The following is a 17,097-nucleotide window of genomic DNA, read 5'->3' as shown; positions in this document are numbered from 1 at the left end:
ATGGATTTTTTCATCAGCACAAAACAAAGAACAGACAAAGAAGAATTGATGGACGATTTTTCTATTGGAGGCGATTTGTTGCGCGATACTTTAGATAAATTAGAAAATATAAATAGATGGTTGGGTGGAAATAAAGTCACAGTAAATGGGTTAAAATCCATCTTAAAAAACCACTCAAAAGAGCAAGAAATAACTATTGTAGATATTGGTTGTGGTCATGGAGATATTTTGCGAGATGTTGCAAAATTTGGAAGAAAACACAATTACAAATTCAAATTAATTGGTGTCGATGCAAACCCAACAGCGATTGATTATGCAAATGAATTGTCTGTAGATTACCCAGAATTAAGTTTTGAAACACAAGACATTTTTTCTGATGAGTTTAAAAAAAGAAAGTTCGATGTAGTTTTAGCGACTTTATTCTTGCATCATTTTAAAGAACCAGAACTGGTTTCATTTTTAGGAAACACAATTAAACAAACCAAAATAGGAATTGTTGTAAACGATTTACACAGACATAAATTAGCTTATTATTTATTTATGTTGTTATCGATTTTTATCTCCAACAAAATGATTATTGAAGATGGTTTAACATCAGTTTTAAGAGGATTTAAACGTGAAGATTTAGAGAGAATATCAACAAAATTAAAAGTAAAACCAAGAATTCAATGGAAATGGGCTTTTCGTTTTCTCTGGATAATAAAAAAATAAATGGCAGTAAAAATAACATCAGTTGCAAAGCAACTTCCAAAATATTATAGAGAAACGAAAGATATTATTCCGTTTGTAAAATTATGGATGCAAGATCAAGATACTCGTTTTCAGAGAAAAGTAATCAAACTTTTTGAAGGAGCAGCAGTTGATAAAAGGTATTCCATTATGGATCCTGAAGAAGTTTTTACAGCAGCTTCTTTCGAAGAGAAAAATGATATTTATGCAAGAGAAGTTGTTCAATTAGCAGAAAAATCACTCAAAAAATCTTTAGAAAAAGCAAGCTTAAAACCTACAGATATCGATTATATAATTACTGTAAGTTGCACTGGAATTATGATTCCTTCTGTAGATGCGTATTTGATAAATTCACTCGGCATGAATCAAGATATCGTGCGTTTGCCAGTCACAGAAATGGGTTGTGCAGCAGGAGTTTCAGGGATAATTTATGCGAAGAATTTCTTAAAAGCGAATCCGAATAAAAGAGCAGCAGTTATTGCAGTAGAAGCACCAACAGCAACGTTTCAGTTAGACGATTTTTCCATGACAAATATTGTTTCTGCAGCCATTTTTGGAGATGGAGCATCTGCAGTAATTTTGTCTTCTTACGAAGAAGATAAAGGCCCAACAATTGTAGACGAAGCCATGTATCATTTTTACGATGCCACAAATATGATGGGTTTTAAATTGGTAAATTCTGGTTTACAAATGATCCTAGACAAGGAAGTTCCACAGAAAATTTCCGACCATTTTCCTGCAATAATTCATCCTTTTTTAGAAAAGAATAATTTAACTATAGATGATATAGACCATTTAATTTTTCATCCTGGAGGAAAGAAAATTGTACAAACTGTAGAAGCTTTATTTGGAGTTTTAGGAAAAAATATAGACGATACCAAAGAGGTTTTACGAGCGTATGGAAATATGTCTAGCGCAACAGTTTTATATGTTTTAGAACGTTTTATGGATAGAAATCCTGCAAAAGGCGAACGTGGAATAATGTTAAGTTTTGGACCAGGTTTTTCTGCGCAACGTATTTTGTTAGAGTGGTAAAATTGATTTAGATTTTTCGAAAAATAAAAATTTCGCAAAACTTAAATTTTACAATAATTGTCTAAATTTTATTTTTTTTCTAATTACTGTGTTATATTTACAAACCAAAATTGGTTAACCAATTTTAACAACACAGAATTATGAAGAATTTTTATTACTTAATTACCTTTCTTATAACCTTTTCATTGTCATTAAATAAAGGGTTTTCACAAACAACTGTTAATAACCAAACTGAATTAAATAACGCTATTTCATCAGCATCAGCTGGTACAACTATTATTTTAGCGAATGGTGTTTGGAATAACCTGCAAATAGATATCAATAAAACCGCAACTTCTACAAACCCAATTACTATAAAGGCTCAAAGTGCAGGTCAAGTTTTTATTGAAGGAAATTCTAACGTTCAATTAGGAGGTTCTTACATTTTTTTTGAAGGTTTTGTTTTTCAAAATCCGTCTAATTTAATCTCAATATCAAGTGGAAGTAAAACAATTATAAATGCTATTATAGAATTTAGATCTTCAAGCAACAATAATTGTAATAATTGTAGAGTAACTAATATTAAGATTGATAGTTATAATGGAACATCTGCACAAGAAACAGATACATTTAAATGGATTTTAGTACATGGGCAAAACAACGAAATTAGCCACAGTTCTTTTATTGGTAAAAACGGAGTTGGAAGTATTATAAATCATAATAGAAGTAATGATATTTTAGATAAAACTAAAATTCACCATAATTATTTTGCAGATAGAATTCCTGTAAACAATAATGTTACTGGGTTGAATGACCAAGATGCAATAAGACTTGGAACAAGTTCAACATCTTTATCAGATTCATTTTCTGAAGTTTATGACAACCTTTTTAATAATTGGGCAGGTGAAGTAGAAATTATATCTAACAAAAGTGGAAAAAATAAATATTACAACAACACTTTTAGAGATTACCAAGGAACGTTAACTTTAAGACATGGAAATGGTTGTGATGTTTTCAATAATTATTTCTTTGCAAATGAGAACTTATTTTCTGGAGGTGTAAGAGTTATTGGTGAAGATCATAAGGTGTATAACAATTATTTTGAAGGACTTAGGTATCGAAAACCAAGTGGTTCTGGCTCTAATACTACAGGAGCACTTAATATTACAAACGGAACACCAAGCTCTGCATTAAGTGGTTATTATCAGCCCAAAAACATTCAAATAGTTAATAATACTTTGGTGAATTGCGACTTAGGTATTAGAATAGGAACAGTTCAAAATAGTTCTACAACTTTAGCTCCAGAAAATATAACAGTAGCAAATAACATTATTTTAGATGCTGATATTTCAGCGTTTCAAGAAGTAAGTGAGCCAACAGGAAGCTCAGTTTACCAAGCAAATATCACACAAAATTCAACTTGGGATTTAACAAACGGAACAAACAATAATCAAACAGTTTCTTCAGGATTGTTAGAGGCTGGAACAGATTTTTATAGAATTGTTTCTGGAAGTCCAGCAATAAACGCAGCAATTGGTTCTTACGCGTATTTAACTAACGATATTTTAGGCGGAAATAGAACAACAAATTATGATGCAGGTGCAGAAGAATTTGGTGCAAATGGAAACAATTTACCTTATAAAGTAGCAGATGTTGGTGTAAAAGTTGGGTTTCTTTCTTCGGCTTCCAGATTATCGCTTTCTACAAATACCATCAACTTTAATATTGATACAGGAAGTGTAAATTTTGATATCAATTCGAACATAAATTGGACAATTTCAGATGATGCAACTTGGTTAACTTTAAATCCAACAAACGGAAATAATTCTGCAACAATTACAGCAACAGTTTTAGAAAATACTTCTGGAGTAGAGAGAACAGCAACAATTACAGTTTCAGAAACTGGTGGAAATTTATTGGAGACAATTATTGTAACCCAATCTATGGCTAATTTTAATCCTAATGATGCAGTTGCTATTTCAGGAATTACAGTAACTGGAGTTGGTACACAGGATCCAAACATTCCAGAAAACACTCTTGATAATGACACAGATACAAGATGGTCTGCGAATTCAACAAATGGTGCTGCTTATTTAACTTACAATTTAGGTTGTAAAAGAACAGTTACCAATGTAAAAATCTATTTTCATAAAGGTGATGTAAGAACATCTTCATTTAAAATTGCAATTTCAGATGATGGAACTAATTTTACTGAAGTTACCAATCTTTTAACAAGTTCTGGAAATACTGTTGGTTTCGAAAACTTCAATTTACCAAACAATACAGAAACCAAATTTGTAAGAATTTTAGGCTTTGGGAATTCAGAAGGAAGTGGTTGGAATAGTTATGAAGAGGTGCAAATTTTCGGAGAAGAAACGTGTCCTTCTTTAAGTATTTCAAACTCACTTTTTACAAAAGGAATTACCGTTTTTCCTATTCCTGCAAATAAAGGAATTATCAATATCAAATCAGAAAATGCAACCATTGGTTTGGTGGAAGTTTTTGATATGACAGGAAAACAATTATTGAAGCAGCATTTTAATTCACAAACAAGTCAACTAAATATAGATGCTTTATCGAAAGGAATTTATTTCATTAAAATTCAAGAATCTTTTGGACGATTTATCGTAAATTAGATGAATGAAATCATCAGAAATTATAAACCTTTTACCATATCAAAAACCTTTTTTGTTTGTTGATGAAATTACTGATATTTCAGAAAACGGAGTTACAGGAAGCTACAAATTTAACGAAAACGAATTCTTTTACGAAGGGCATTTTGAAGACAATCCAATAACGCCAGGTGTTATTTTAACAGAAACCATGGCGCAAATTGGCGTGGTTTGTTTGGGCATTTTTTTATTGAAAAATGAAATTTCTTCGGATAAAAAACCACAGATAGCATTAACTTCAAACAATATAGATTTCTTTTTACCAGTTTTTCCAAACGAAAAAATTACTGTAATTTCAACAAAAGAATATTTTCGCTTTCATAAATTAAAATGTTCTGTAAAAATGATGAATTCCAAAAACGAACTCGTTTGTAGAGGGACAATTTCTGGAATGATAATCGCTAAATAATATGAGTAAAAGAGTTGTAATTACTGGTTTAGGAGTTGTTGCGCCAAATGGTGTTGGGTTAACTGAATTCACAAAAGCCATAAAATCTGGAAAATCAGGAATTACCTTTCATCAGAATTTAAAAGACAAAGGTTTTTCTTGCTGTATTGGTGGAATTCCAGAAGTTTCTGAAGAAAAAATAAGCGAATATTTATCGCCTTTACAATTGCGTGGTTTCAATTCAACCTCTATTTTATATGGAGTTATGGCAGGAATTGACGCGTGGAAAGATGCTGGTTTTGCTGTGGACGAAAACTCGAAAATAGATTACGATTCAGGCATTATTTTTGGAACAGGAACTTCAGGAATCGAGAAATTTAGAGAAGCAATTTATAAAATTGACGACCAAAATGTAAGACGTTTAGGAAGTACGTCAGTTGTGCAAACCATGGCAAGTGGAATTTCGGCATATTTAGGTGGAATTCTTGGTTTTGGAAATCAAGTAACCACAAATTCATCAGCTTGTACAACAGGAACAGAAGCATTGTTAATGGGTTTTGAGCGCATTAAAAATGGCAAAGCAAAACGAATGTTGGTAGGAAGTTCAAGCGATAGCAGTTTGTACACTTGGGGAGGTTTCGATGCAATGAGAGTAATGACCTACAAACACAATGAAAGTCCAGAAAAAGGCTCCAGACCAATGAGTGAAACTGCTTCAGGATTTGTTCCAGGAAGTGGAGGAGGAGCTTTGGTTTTAGAATCTTTAGAAAGTGCTTTAGAAAGAAATGCAACCATTTATGCAGAGGTTTTAGGAGGAAATATAAATTCTGGCGGACAAAGAAATGGCGGAACTTTAACTGCGCCAAATGCAGAAGCTGTTCAGAAATGCATTACAGACGCAATTGCAGATGCAAATATTTCTGCGGATGAAATAGATGTAATAAATGGGCATTTAACAGCTACTTCTAAAGACGCTTTAGAAATAGAAAATTGGACAAAAGCTTTAAATAGAAAAGGAACTGATTTTCCATATATAAATTCATTAAAATCGATGGTTGGACATTGTTTGTCTGCTTCTGGCGCAATTGAATCTGTGGCTTCAGTTTTAGAAATAAAAGAGCAGTTTATTTTTCCGAATATTAACTGTGAAGATATTCATCCAGAGATTTTAAATTTGATTTCTGAAGCTAAAATCCCATCTAAAATTATTGAAAAAAACGTACATATTTTAGCAAAAGCAAGCTTTGGTTTTGGTGATGTAAATGCTTGTGTTATCTTTAAAAAATATTCAAAATAAAATGACTAAAGAAGAAATAATAAGTAAACTAACTACAATTGTAAAACCTTATGTTCAGAATGAAGAAGGTTTTAAAAACATGTCTGAAGAAACAGATTTCATCAAAGATTTAGAAATAAATTCTGCAAATTTGGTAGATATTATTTTAGATGTAGAAGACGAATTTAAGATAGAAATAGACAACGATTCTATGGAGAAAATGTTGTCTGTAAAAGCAACTGTAGCAATTATTCAAGAAAAAATGAATGCCTAATATTGGTAACGATATTGTGGATTTAAAATTCGCTAAAACCGAAAGTAATTGGCAACGAAAAGGGTTTTTAGAAAAGCAATTCACAAAAAAAGAACAAGAGATTATTTTAAATGCCAGTGATTCTTTTTTACAAGTTTGGCAATTTTGGTCCATGAAAGAATCTGCTTATAAATGCTTTACTCAACAAGTTGAAAAACGTTTTTTTGCGCCTAAAAAATTTGAATGTTCTATAACTTCCAAAAATGAAGGATTTGTAATTTTTGAAGATTTAAAATTTTATACAACAACAGTTATTAATACATCTTATATTCATACAATTGCAAAGAGTCATCAAGAAAAAATAGAAATATTTTCAAGTATTGGTTCATCAAAAAATGTTGATAATGACATTAAGCTAAAACTTGCTGAAAAAACCGGAATTCCATCAGAAGAAATAGAAAAAAGAAAAACTACAATTGGTGCTCCAATATATTATCATAAAGAACAAAAACTAACAAAATCATGCTCAATTTCTCATCATGGAAATTACGGAGCTTTTGCATTTACTTTATAGAATGAATTTAAAAGAAGAACTTTTTAAGCAATGTGAAGCGTTTGTGAACAAACGTTTACAGAATGTAGAAGAGGTAATTTCTTCTAACCAGAAAGCATTGCAATCGGAAACGAAAAGTTCTGCTGGCGACAAACACGAAACAGGTAGAGCAATGTTACAGTTAGAAATGGAAAAAGCGGGCCAGCAATTGGCAGGAATTTCTCAAATGAAAGAAATTTTAAATAGAATTGATGTTTCCAAACAATCTAAAAATGTACATTTAGGAAGTATTATTTTTACAGAAAAAGCCAATTATTTTCTATCAATTTCCACAGGCAAGCTAACAGCTTTCGATAAAGATTTTTTTGCGATTTCTGTTTCTTCTCCGATTGGAAAACTGTTGTTAGGAAAACAAGAAAATGAAAGTTTTAATTTTAATGGAAATTCAATAAAAATTCTTAAAATTCAGTAATTTTTTCATTTAGATTTTTTGCAAGCAAAACACCCATACTTGCACAAGCCTGCAATAAATAACCACCAGTTGGAGCATCCCAATCTAACATTTCTCCAATACAAAAGTGGTTTTGTAAATTTTTAAGCTCGAAATTATGATCAACTGCATTTAAAGAAATTCCACCAACTGTAGAAATTGCTTCATCTAAATTAGCGGTTTCTGTAATTTCTAAAGGAAAGTTTTTGATGTTTTTTATCAATAAATCTTCATTTAAAAAGGCCTCTTTTGTGAGATAATTTTTTAATAATCCAATTTGGACTTCACTTAGTTTTAGCTCCTTTTTTAGAACTTGAGTCGTGTTTTTATAAGTAGATTGTTTTACTTTTTGTGTAAGAATATCTAAAGTAAAAGTTGGTTTTAAATCGATATAAATTTGCGCTTTTTTATTGGATTCTAATGCCTCTCTAATTTGCGGACTTAATCCATAAATTGCGTTTCCTTCGAGTCCGAATTTTGTAATTACAGCTTCGCCTTTCTGTTTTTTATTATCACAAGTAATAGCAATATTTTTTAAAGGATTTCCTTCAAAATTTTTGATGAATTCCGAATTCCAATTAATACCAAAAGCACAATTAGAAACTTGAAAAGGTGTTGTTGAAACACCTTTATTTCTGAAAACATCTAACCAAGTTCCATCAGATCCTGTTACTTTCCAGCTTCCTCCACCCAAAGCAAAAATGGTATAATCTGAATTTACAATTTGATTTTTATTAAACAGCAATTCATTTTCAGCATTAAAACCCAACCAAGTGTGGTTGTATTTTATGGCAACATTTTTCTTTTCTAAAGTAGAAATAATCGCATTTAAAACTTCAATGGGTTTGATGCCTTTTTCTGGATAAATTCGTTTACTACTGCCTATATAAGTTTCAATTCCTATTTCTTCAAGCCAATCTTTAAAATGATTATTATCGAAATTTAATAAGGCTTTTTTTAGAAATTCAGAAGGTGTGTAACGTTCAATAAAATCAGTAATATTTTCTGAATGTGTTAAGTTAAATCCACCTTTTCCTGCTACTAAAAACTTTCTTCCTAAGGTTTTATTTTTCTCGTAAATAGTAACATCGAACTTTTTAGTGTCTAAAAAAGAAGCAACAAAAAGTGCTGAAGATCCACCTCCAATAATCGATACTTTTTTTTTCATACTTTAAAAATAAGCTTTCTTTTAGGAAGTTTTTTATTTTGATAAATTAACATCAAATAAAAGGTTTATTTGAGTGTTTCCTTCGAGATTGGTTTGATGATTAAAAAATACTTTCTGATTCTTAAATTCAGCTTCCAATAACCAAAAAGGACCTTTAAAATACGAGTTTTTTATAGTTGCTTTTTCATTAGAGTTTTCTACTATCTTTATTTGATGAGGATATAACAAAACAGTTTTTCCATCAATTAATATTTCATTTACATCGTCAAATAAAGATGCAACATATTTCTCTTTTGGGTAGTTGTAAATATCTTTTGGAGAATCGTTGGCAATTATTTTTTGATGCTGAATTACAATTAGTTTATCCGCAAATGAAAGTGCATCATTTTTATCGTGAGTTGCAACAATACAGGCAATATTATTCTCTTTTAAATAAGCGAATAAACGCCTCCTTAAAGAGTTTTTTTTGAAGTTATCTATTTGTCCAAAAGGTTCATCTAACAATAATAATTCAGGCTCTTTTGCGAGCGCTCTTGCAATTGCCACACGTTGTTTTTGTCCGCCACTTAAATTTTTGACTTTCGTGTTTTCAAAAGCTTTCATTTCTATGACTTCCAATAATTCTTGTGTTCGTTTTTCGCTTTCTTCAGGATAAAAACGAGACAGGTGTTTTTTAATGTTTTCAGATACAGAAATAAAAGGCATTAAATCGAAATCTTGCGCTACATACTTAAAGAAATCCATTCCTGGAACCAAATGTTCTTTTGGACCTAAAACCTGATTTTCTTTCCAAAAAATAGTCCCTTTTTGCACATCTAATAAACCATAAATTGCTTTTAAAAGTGTCGATTTTCCACAACCACTTTCGCCCATAATACATAAATGTTCTCCTTCATTTAAAGTGAAATTGAAGTCACTTAAAACAGGTTTTTTCTTGGAATAACTGAAAGAAATATTTTGGACTTTTAGCATATTGCAAAAATAGCTTTTAGAAAATCAATTTTAGAAATTGAGATACTTTTTTTAGGAAATGTTCAACCAAACATTTTACACAAAGAAACACTTACAGTTTCAATTTTTTGGTAATAATAATCGCATCATTGGTCACAAAAGGCATTGGCATCATTTCTTCTGTTCGTGGTTTTATATTGAAGTTTTCATTGCTGAGTAAATCGTTAGAAATCTCATTGATAACTAAATCTAATTTTTCAGTTGCTTTTATAGCAAAAGAAAGTACAACTTCTTCGTCTTCATTTCCTAAATGATAAATTAGAAAAGTACCGTTTTTAACTTCATAAGATTTCCCATTATTTACCAAAACATCATTCACTTTAAACTGCTGAATTTTAAGCGCATTTTTGGTAAGAAATTCTATTTTATTAATTTTTCTATTAGGAATAACTGCCAACTCTAAAAATCGTTTTGCGCCAATAATAGTGTCTATTTCTATACTTATTTCTGCACTTGAAATATTTTTAAAAGTTGTTTTTTTATGAAATTTAAAACGAGTGTTATATTTACTTTTGGTTTCTGCGTTTTCTATTCCGCCTTTAACGAAATCGTCTTTAAAAATTTGTTCAGTATAACTATCTAAAGTGTTGTTATAGGTTCCAAAATAAGCAGTTTTAGCATCTGAATTTTGGATGTAAACCAAACTATTAGGTTTCTTATTATCAATAGAAAAACCACTATTGTAAGTTGCAATTCCGAAAAATAAAATGGCTAAAATTCCAGACCATTTTTGTGTCCAAAACGATTTTTTTTGATGAAATGTAAGAACCATCAAACCAAAAACCAACACTATAAAAACAGCACTTACAAATAGTATTTTTAAACCCAAGCCAACAGGAAACATTTTTACTAAAGGCGCAAAAATATAAATGGTTGGTATGGATAAAATAGTAAATAAAATACGTTTCGATTTGTCTTCTAAATCTAAGAAAATGGAGATTGATAAAATTAACAATCCAGAAAAAACAGGAATTATAAAAAAACCAGCTCCTTTTAAATAACTATTGATTATAAAATTGATGATGAACCAAATAAAAATTGGTGCAATTAATAAGTTAGTTGTTTTTTCTTCTTTTGAAGTTTTTTTATAAATCGTGAAAAGCAACCATAAATTTAAGAATACAAAGGCAAGAATATATGTGTAACCATTATAAGTGAATCCGTGTAAAATATCAGCATAATGTGGATGAATTAACAATAATAATTTCCACAGCCCAAAAGAAATTCCACCACACAAAATTAATGAAACTAAAAAGGGAACAAAACCTTTAAGAACGCCTTTTACTGATATTTTATTCAACGAAAACCCGAAAAATAATAAGATTATAAATAACAGTAAAGCAATTATTAACATTGGAAAAACCCACGAAAAAGGATAGTTCAATAATTTTATAAACGGAAAATTTACGTAGACGAAATCTTCATCAGAATTTAAGTTTGTTAAATTAGAATTTGAAAAATAATTTAAAGTGGTTGTAAAATAATCTGCTTGGTGTAAGAGCGTTTCTCTGTCTAAACGTTCGTAAGAATCTTGTGCTGTATGATAATCGAAATGATCGCCAATAAACGCAAAATTGAATCCATTTATATTTGCTCCTTCTCTAAAAACAGTTAAATCTGTATCGTTTGGTAATTCTTTATAAATGGAATACATTAACGAATTGGTTGCAGGATAATTTGGTTTTGCAGATATGAATTCCGATAGTAATTTACTGTTTTTTCCATTCGTTTCCATTAACATATAAGAAGGACCTCCACTTCCTCTGGCTTCAAAATTTAAAACCAAACCAACATCTTTTGTCCATTGATGTTCGTCTACAAAAGCTTGTGCTCCTAATAAACCCAATTCTTCAGCATCCGAAATTAAAATAATAATATCGTTTTTTGGAGTTTGGTTTTTCGCTAAAAAAGCTCTTATTCCTTCTAAAATAGTTACCACTCCAGAACCTGCATCACTTGCACCCAAAGAAGAATGTGGGTTAGAATCGTAATGAGTTAAAAGCATTAACGCTTTTCCATTTCCAGAACCTTTAATACGTGCAATAATATTCTCGGTAGTTGTAGCCGCAAACCATTTTGTATTTATGGCAGTTTGTGTTTGAATTTCTGTTTCTAAACCTAATTTGGTAAGTTCATTTTTAATATAATTTTGAACTTCTTTATGTTCTTCAGTTCCAACAAAATGTGCTTTTTTACTAATATTTTTTAAATGTTGAAGGGCATTATCGATAGAAAAATCCGTTTCAACATTTGTTGTATGGCTTTCTAGAGAAGGTTTTGCATCAGAAAAACTCCAATAAATAACCCCCAAAATAATAAGAACAGAAACAATGGTAGAAAATCTTTTCATTAGGTAGTTTAGTTTCTATAAAAGTAAGAAATAAAAAAAACTTCAATAAAAAGTAAAATGAAACAGAAAATTTGCTAACTTTCGTTCAACCAAAAAACATACTATTATGGGAATTAAGAGTTTTCAAGGAAAAAGAGATACAAGCCAAGCAAAAGAGGCATCGCAAATTTTAGTCTCAGATTATATGACTACCAATTTAATAACTTTTAAAGCGGAAGATTCTTTGGATCATGTAATCGAACAATTAATTACCCATAAAATTTCTGGTGGACCTGTTGTAAACGATAAAAACGAATTAATTGGTATTATTTCTGAAACAGATTGTATTAAACATATTTCTGAAAGTAAGTATTATAATATGCCAACTGACATCAACAATACTGTTGGAAAATATATGGTTACAGACGTAGATACGATTGATAAAGATATGAATGTTTTTGATGCAGCATTTAAGTTTATTAGTTCTCACAGACGTAGATTTCCTGTTGTCGAAAACGGAAAATTAATTGGGCAATTAAGTCAGAAAGATGTTTTAAAAGCAGCGATTAAAGTAGATGGAAATACTTGGTTGTAGTTTAGTAAAGTTTCAAATTACTTTTTTTTAACTCTTCATTTAATTTATCAAGAGAGTTTTTATCGGCCAAATTGCCATTAATCGTAATTTTTTTATTGCGGGTTTCTATGATATAGTCTCCAGCAAAATATTTAATTTTTGTGATTTCAATAATTAAAATCTTTTTACCAAATGGCCAATTTTGTTTTAAAAAGCCATCTTTTAGAACTAAGTAACTATTTTTGGTATAATAAAAATACATTCCTAAATAAACTGCTCCAAATGCAAGCCAAGTATAGTTATGCCATTTCGGATTTTCATTTAAAAAGAAAACAGATACAAAAGCAAAGAGTGTCCAAAATAAACCAATAATTAGGTTTGTTCTCGTAAATTTTTTGTGATAATTTATTTTCATAGTTCTTAAGTTTAAGCATCTCTTTTAATCAACAAAAACATTTCGTTATCTAAAGCCAAATATCCTTCATCATAAATATAAAAATAGGTATTTCCTGTTTTGGTTTTATAGATAGAAGTAAAAAACTGAAAATCGAAACCTTTGTCATATAATTTAGTTCTGGTAACCTTTGTTTTTCCAGAAACGTTTAAATCGGATAAAATTTTATAATTTTTTCTTAGACGATTATTAATGTTTCTAATGAGGTTTTTACTGTCTTTATTTACACGATTATTATAGGCATTTCTACAATAATCGGAACAGAATTTCTTATCTACTCTACCTTTTACAGGTTCTTTACATTCTAAACATTCTTTGGTTTCCATTCGATAAATATACGATAAATTATCCGTTTACAAACGACTACAAATAATTACAACCGAAAGTAATTGTTTTGCAACCGAATAAAACTGTAATCGTGTCGCAACTTTGCAACGTCAAACAGATTGACAATTACAAAATATAAACAAGCACTTAAAAATAAAAAAAGTGCGTAAAACCTTATCTTATGAATACGTTAAGAAACAAAGTACAGTTAATTGGAAATTTAGGAAACACACCAGAAATTATCGCTTTAGAAAGTGGAAAGAAATTAGCAAAATTTTCTATCGCTACAAACGAGAGTTATAAAAATTCTCAAGGAGAGAAAATTACAGATACGCAATGGCACAATGTGGTTGCATGGAACAAAACCGCAGAAATTATCGAGAAATATTTAGACAAAGGAAGTGAAGTTGCAGTCGAAGGGAAATTAACCACAAGAAGTTACGACGATAAAGAAGGGAACAAACGTTATGTTACAGAAGTTGTTTGTAACGAAATTTTAATGTTGGGAAGTAAATAAATAAACTTAATTTTTAAAAAGAATAAGAACCCACCAGAAATGGAGGGTTTTTTAGCTTAAAGGCATAAAAATTAACTTAAAACTTCTAAGAGCTTCTCTTTTTTTAAAATAGATTTTATTGCTAACTTCTTTTCAATTAAACTATTTCTCAATAGAATTTCAAATAAATCAAAAGAAGTATTTTTTAATAAAAACAAATAAAAGTTTACCTTGGCATTACATTTGAACATATTAGAAAAAATACAGTAAAATGAAAATCATGAAAATAGTATCCATATTTGCAATTATACTAGGCTTCTCTCAATGTGGAAGCAGTAAATTTGTTAAAAATCCTTCTTTTAAAATAGAAAAAGCAGTTTATAATAACTGGAAAGGTGGGCAACCAGGAGTAAGTGGAACAAAATTAGAAATACATATTTCAAATGCATCAGAAATTGAGTTTGAATCACTATTTTTTCAGCAAAAAGAAACGAAAGTAGAAGTTTCTAAAGACGGAGATAAAACCATTTTAATTGGTCATTTTAGTACTTCAACAAAAGAAAAAAGAGATCTTATTTTAGATGCAGATCCTACAAAAGAATTAAAAAATACGCCTCCTAATATAGAAAATACGAAATTCGATTTAAAAGAAAACGAAGCTGTTTTAACTTATAAAAAAGGAGACAAAGTGCATTATTACATGATAAAAGACATCAAAAAAACACAACCTACCTTTTTTCCTTCAGCAAAACAACAATAGTTATATATCTGATAATCAATATATAAACCGCTAAATCTTTAGCGGTTTTATTTTTGGCACGTAATTTGAATATTCATAAGCATAACCATAAAACGAAAGCTTATGAAATCTTTAAAACTACTTTTTACAATTATAATCACAGGAGCATTATTAAGCTCATGTACCACAGTATTTGAAGACGACTTTAGAGACAACCAAATCTCTCTAGAAGAAGTCGTTTCTGGCTACGATTTATGGTACGTAGATTATCATAGAACAATTGGTAATGGAGACATTCCTTATGTATCTAAAGCATTTACCTTATCATTTTTAAATGGAACATTATATGCAAATAACAATATTGCAGATATTGGAATCACTGGAAATGGTTTAGGAATAGATGTTGGAACCTATAATGCTTTTTCGGGTTTGTTAGAAACGAACCACGATTTAGATGGAAGAAACGATTTCGAAGTTACAGTTACTTCAAACAACGAAATAAGATTGTATAATTTTAGACAAAACGTAACTTATTATTTAATAGGATATCAAACAAATACTTTTGATTATGATAAATTATTCTATGAGAATATCGAATATTTCTTACAAGAATATGAAGCTTGGGAAAAAGTAGCAACAAATGGTGGAGTTCCTAATGCTTTTGATGATGAAAATTTCTTACAATTCACACCAGAAAATAATACCACATTTTATAGCTCACAAGATAACTTTGGCACGCAAATTGCAAATATAAATTGGAGTTACGTTGGTGGGTATGAAGTGTTCGATGTAATAGGTTATGAAGACCTAAAGATTTTAACACTTAATTATGATGGTGGAGATATAGAAGAGTTCGAGTTAAGCGTTATAAATGATGGAAAAGTACGATTGTATAACGTAGATTCTGAAACGACTTACGACTTTTCTGGAAGAGGATTTGTACAATATTTAAAGAGTACAAAATCTGCTAAAAAAGCAAAACCTTCTGTAAGGAATAACAACAGAAAACGTACTAAAATAGAAAGAAAAACAAAGATTAAAAAGAATTAAAAATAAAGTTTGGTTAGTTGATTTTTGGTTGATTATCTCTCGATAATCAATCGAAAGGAAAACCGCTCTGAGGAGGGCGGTTTTTTCTTTGTTTATAATTTAACGAAAATTCTAAAGAGAAATATCCATTTCTATAGATTCATTTATTTACTTTTAAAGATAATTAATTTAGAAAGTAAAAATGAAATTAACAGCATTTATTACAGGCGCAACTTCTGGAATTGGAAAAGCAACCGCAGAAATTTTTGCGAAAAATAACATTCGTTTAATTCTTTGTGGAAGAAGAGCAGATCGTTTACAAGAACTTCAAATAGTATTAAGTAAACTTACCCAAGTAACAACTTTACAATTCGATGTTTCTAAAAGAAATGAAGTTGAAAAAGCTATAAAATCGCTTCCAAAAGATTTTCAACAAATAGATATTCTAATAAATAATGCTGGAAACGCACATGGTTTGTCCACCATACAAGATGGAAATATAGACGATTGGGATGCAATGATGGATATTAATGTAAAAGGATTATTATACGTTTCCAAGGCCATAATTCCACAAATGACAGAAAGAAATAGTGGTTTTATTGTAAATATTGGTTCTATTGCTGCAAAAGAAGTCTATCCTAATGGAAATGTATATTGTGCATCTAAACATGCAGTTGACGCTTTAAATAAAGGTATGAGAATCGATTTGAATAAACATAACATTCGTGTTTCTGCAATTCATCCTGGAGCTGTAGAAACAGAGTTTTCGGAAGTTCGTTTTAAGGGAGATACAGAGAAAGCAAAATCGGTTTATGCTGGCTATAAAGCCTTGCAGGCTGAAGACATTGCAGATATTATTCACTTTGTAGTTACAAGGCCATATCACGTAAATATCGAAGATTTGGTAGTGTACCCAACAGCACAAGCAAGTGCTACAATAATGAATAAAAATTCATAGAATGAATACCATAAACTTACATAAAAATTGGTTAGAATTAGGGCAAAAGTATTGTCAGGATTTTACTTTATTGAATGCAGTTGGTAGAAAAATAAAGAAACGTTATTCAGAAAGAAATAGACATTATCATAATTTGAATCATATCGAATTTATGCTAAATCTAGCCAAAGAAAACGAAGAGTTAATAAATGATTTTGATGAGTTACTTTTCGCTATTTGGTTTCATGATATTATTTATAAATCGAGATCTAAAAGAAACGAAAAAAGGAGCGCAAAATATGCTCTAAAAAAACTTAAAAATTTCAATCTTAAAGAATTGAAAAAAGACAAAATTTCTAAATTAATTCTATCCACAAAAAAACATAAAATACTTGTAAAAGGAGATTTAGATAACGCTTATTTGTTAGATTTCGATCTGGCGATTTTTGGCCAAGATTGGGAAGTTTACCAAACCTATACACAAAAGATAAGAAAGGAATATAAAATGTTTCCTAACTTTTTATACAGACCAGCAAGAAAGAAAGTTTTACAAGGATTCTTAGACAGAGAGAAGTTGTATTTTACGGAGAAATATAAAAATTTATTTGAAGAACAAGCAAGAGAAAATTTACAAAGAGAATTAAATCTTTACAATTAA

General features: G+C 29.9%; 19 protein-coding genes. 14 read left to right on the top strand and 5 right to left on the bottom strand.

What is annotated here, in order from left to right; all coding sequences use genetic code 11:
- The 8 genes from H9I45_RS10410 (at nucleotide 1) to H9I45_RS10375 (ending at nucleotide 7,357) form a co-directional block, all read left to right on the top strand.
- Entirely contained in the window at nucleotides 1–711 is a 711-nt protein-coding gene (locus H9I45_RS10410) for a methyltransferase domain-containing protein (RefSeq protein WP_088352437.1), read from the top strand.
- Complete coding sequence (locus tag H9I45_RS10405; protein WP_088352435.1) at nucleotides 712–1,764, top strand: type III polyketide synthase; 1,053 nt, start codon at nucleotides 712–714, stop codon at nucleotides 1,762–1,764.
- 185 nt (nucleotides 1,765–1,949) lie between these two features.
- On the top strand, nucleotides 1,950–4,379 hold the full coding sequence (locus H9I45_RS10400; RefSeq protein WP_176397508.1) for a chondroitinase-B domain-containing protein: 2,430 nt from the start codon (nucleotides 1,950–1,952) through the stop codon (nucleotides 4,377–4,379).
- Nucleotides 4,380–4,383: 4 nt separating this feature from the next.
- On the top strand, nucleotides 4,384–4,824 hold the full coding sequence (locus tag H9I45_RS10395; RefSeq protein ID WP_088352433.1) for a 3-hydroxyacyl-ACP dehydratase FabZ family protein: 441 nt from the start codon (nucleotides 4,384–4,386) through the stop codon (nucleotides 4,822–4,824).
- A 1-nt stretch (nucleotide 4,825) separates the two neighbouring features.
- Complete coding sequence (locus H9I45_RS10390; protein WP_088352432.1) at nucleotides 4,826–6,100, top strand: beta-ketoacyl-[acyl-carrier-protein] synthase family protein; 1,275 nt, start codon at nucleotides 4,826–4,828, stop codon at nucleotides 6,098–6,100.
- Between the two features lies 1 nt (nucleotide 6,101).
- Nucleotides 6,102–6,353, top strand: coding sequence for an acyl carrier protein (locus tag H9I45_RS10385; protein ID WP_088352826.1), 252 nt, complete (start codon nucleotides 6,102–6,104; stop codon nucleotides 6,351–6,353).
- Nucleotides 6,346–6,906, top strand: coding sequence for a 4'-phosphopantetheinyl transferase family protein (locus H9I45_RS10380; RefSeq protein WP_088352431.1), 561 nt, complete (start codon nucleotides 6,346–6,348; stop codon nucleotides 6,904–6,906). Before H9I45_RS10385 ends, H9I45_RS10380 begins: the two co-directional genes overlap by 8 nt.
- Nucleotide 6,907: 1 nt before the next feature.
- Entirely contained in the window at nucleotides 6,908–7,357 is a 450-nt protein-coding gene (locus H9I45_RS10375) for a GreA/GreB family elongation factor (protein WP_176397507.1), read from the top strand.
- On the opposite strand, the gene H9I45_RS10370 is transcribed toward H9I45_RS10375, so the two are convergent.
- The 3 genes from H9I45_RS10370 to H9I45_RS10360 all read right to left on the bottom strand — a co-directional run bounded on the left by H9I45_RS10370 (nucleotide 7,344) and on the right by H9I45_RS10360 (nucleotide 11,904).
- Entirely contained in the window at nucleotides 7,344–8,543 is a 1,200-nt protein-coding gene (locus H9I45_RS10370) for a BaiN/RdsA family NAD(P)/FAD-dependent oxidoreductase (RefSeq protein WP_088352429.1), read from the bottom strand. The genes H9I45_RS10375 and H9I45_RS10370 overlap by 14 nt on opposite strands.
- Nucleotides 8,544–8,576: 33 nt before the next feature.
- Complete coding sequence (locus tag H9I45_RS10365; protein ID WP_088352428.1) at nucleotides 8,577–9,515, bottom strand: ABC transporter ATP-binding protein; 939 nt, start codon at nucleotides 9,513–9,515, stop codon at nucleotides 8,577–8,579.
- Between the two features lie 91 nt (nucleotides 9,516–9,606).
- Nucleotides 9,607–11,904, bottom strand: a complete 2,298-nt coding sequence (locus tag H9I45_RS10360) for a M20/M25/M40 family metallo-hydrolase (protein WP_088352427.1) — start codon at nucleotides 11,902–11,904, stop codon at nucleotides 9,607–9,609.
- Between the two features lie 106 nt (nucleotides 11,905–12,010).
- Between H9I45_RS10360 and H9I45_RS10355 the strand changes: the two genes are divergently transcribed.
- Complete coding sequence (locus tag H9I45_RS10355; RefSeq protein WP_088352426.1) at nucleotides 12,011–12,478, top strand: CBS domain-containing protein; 468 nt, start codon at nucleotides 12,011–12,013, stop codon at nucleotides 12,476–12,478.
- A gap of 1 nt (nucleotide 12,479) precedes the next feature.
- Here the strand turns inward: H9I45_RS10355 and H9I45_RS10350 are convergent, their stop codons facing one another.
- Together H9I45_RS10350 and H9I45_RS10345 are read right to left on the bottom strand one after the other, a co-directional pair.
- A complete protein-coding gene (locus tag H9I45_RS10350) occupies nucleotides 12,480–12,872 on the bottom strand; it encodes a hypothetical protein (protein WP_088352425.1) in 393 nt (130 codons plus the stop codon).
- A gap of 11 nt (nucleotides 12,873–12,883) precedes the next feature.
- Entirely contained in the window at nucleotides 12,884–13,237 is a 354-nt protein-coding gene (locus H9I45_RS10345) for a hypothetical protein (RefSeq protein ID WP_088352424.1), read from the bottom strand.
- Nucleotides 13,238–13,419: 182 nt separating this feature from the next.
- On the opposite strand from H9I45_RS10345, the gene H9I45_RS10340 reads away from it, so the two are divergent.
- The 5 genes from H9I45_RS10340 (at nucleotide 13,420) to H9I45_RS10320 (ending at nucleotide 17,097) form a co-directional block, all read left to right on the top strand.
- Nucleotides 13,420–13,755: a single-stranded DNA-binding protein gene (locus H9I45_RS10340; RefSeq protein ID WP_088352423.1), complete on the top strand. Its 336-nt coding sequence runs from the start codon at nucleotides 13,420–13,422 to the stop codon at nucleotides 13,753–13,755.
- Between the two features lie 259 nt (nucleotides 13,756–14,014).
- Entirely contained in the window at nucleotides 14,015–14,494 is a 480-nt protein-coding gene (locus H9I45_RS10335; RefSeq protein ID WP_088352422.1) for a hypothetical protein, read from the top strand.
- Nucleotides 14,495–14,596: 102 nt separating this feature from the next.
- Entirely contained in the window at nucleotides 14,597–15,523 is a 927-nt protein-coding gene (locus H9I45_RS10330; protein ID WP_088352421.1) for a hypothetical protein, read from the top strand.
- 181 nt (nucleotides 15,524–15,704) lie between these two features.
- Nucleotides 15,705–16,460: an SDR family NAD(P)-dependent oxidoreductase gene (locus tag H9I45_RS10325; protein ID WP_088352420.1), complete on the top strand. Its 756-nt coding sequence runs from the start codon at nucleotides 15,705–15,707 to the stop codon at nucleotides 16,458–16,460.
- Between the two features lies 1 nt (nucleotide 16,461).
- Nucleotides 16,462–17,097 carry an HD domain-containing protein gene (locus H9I45_RS10320; protein WP_228454858.1) on the top strand — a complete coding sequence of 212 codons (636 nt, stop codon included), beginning with the start codon at nucleotides 16,462–16,464 and terminating at the stop codon, nucleotides 17,095–17,097.

It is taken from the genome of Polaribacter haliotis (assembly GCF_014784055.1).
Lineage (GTDB): Bacteria > Bacteroidota > Bacteroidia > Flavobacteriales > Flavobacteriaceae > Polaribacter > Polaribacter haliotis.
The sequence above is the reverse complement of the archived record's forward strand: the minus strand, read 5'-3'. Positions and strand labels throughout refer to the sequence as shown.